This window comes from Actinomadura sp. KC345 (assembly GCF_004348515.1).
Lineage (GTDB): Bacteria > Actinomycetota > Actinomycetes > Streptosporangiales > Streptosporangiaceae > Spirillospora.
Map to the genome: position 1 here is coordinate 1 of NZ_SMKH01000586.1, position 969 is coordinate 969.

Annotated in this window: 1 protein-coding gene and 1 pseudogene; both read right to left on the reverse strand. The window is 74.5% G+C overall.

Going from position 1 to position 969, the window contains the following annotated elements:
* Positions 1-221 (reverse strand): annotated as a pseudogene (locus tag E1281_RS41620) (hypothetical protein); the annotation flags it as partial.
* Between the two features lie 72 nt (positions 222-293).
* The gene (locus E1281_RS39760; RefSeq protein WP_131884827.1) at positions 294-941 is read right to left on the reverse strand and encodes an NUDIX hydrolase; all 648 of its coding nucleotides are present in this window, start codon (positions 939-941) and stop codon (positions 294-296) included.
* Positions 942-969 lie beyond the last annotated feature (28 nt).

Consider the following 969-nt stretch of genomic DNA (forward strand, 5'->3'; position numbering starts at 1 on the left):
GAGCTGAGGGTGTTGGCGGCAAGTCCCCGCTCGACGGCGAGGTGGCCGAGGTAGTCCAGGACGGCGGAGCCGAGCGAACCGGCGCCGGCGTCGTGCGCGGCGGGCGGGTCGCTGCTCCCGGGGGCCGGGCTCGGAGGCGGTGAGAATTCTTCATCCGGCCCGTCGGCGCAGCCGTCACCTGCTACCGGCGACCGAGGATGAGAAGTGTTCAGTTGCGGCACCTCTTCCGGCCGGTGACGACGGGGACCCGCCCATCATGCCCCCTCGCGCGGCGGGCGGGGGCCTCAACCGGGTCAGGTCTCCGGCGCGTCGGCCGGGCGCAGCCCGGCGAACCCCGAGGCGCGTGCCGCGCGCACGGCCAGCACGCCCACGCACGTGATCATGTTGTGCAGCTCGCCGGCGAGCACCTTGCGGACCGCGTCCTCCAGCGGCACCCACACGACCGGCATGTCGGCCTCCTCGTGGACGCGCTCGAAGTCGATCTCGCCGGCGGGAACCTCGGCGACGCCCCGGGCCAGGAAGACGCGGGTGCGCTCGTCGGCCATGCCGGGCGTGGGGAACACGTCGGCCAGGGTGTCCCAGCGCTCGGCGCGGTACCCGGTCTCTTCCAGCAGCTCCCGCTCGGCGAGCTTGTGCAGGGGCTCGCCGTCCACGTCCCGCAGCCCGGCGGGCGCCTCCCACAGCAGCCGTCCCACCGGGTGCCGGTACTGGCGCAGCAGCAGCACCCGGTCATCGTCGTCCATGGCGATGACGCCGACCGAGCCGATGTGCTCGATCACGTCGCGGCCGACGACCTCGGTACCGCCGCCGCGCGGCATCTCGACCCGGTCGCTGCGGACGCCGAACACCGGCCCCCGGAAGACCGAGGTCTCCGCCACGACGTTCCAGCGCTCGGGACGGTCCCGGACGTCGTCCGGGCCGAGCTCTCCGGCGGGGCTCATGAGACGGCCACGTCCCCCGCCCCGCCCT

What these genes read in the sequence shown, in the direction of transcription:
- E1281_RS39760 (WP_131884827.1), bottom strand. Translation starts at nt 941, where the DNA reads ATGAGCCCCGCCGGAGAGCTCGGCCCGGACGACGTCCGGGACCGTCCC.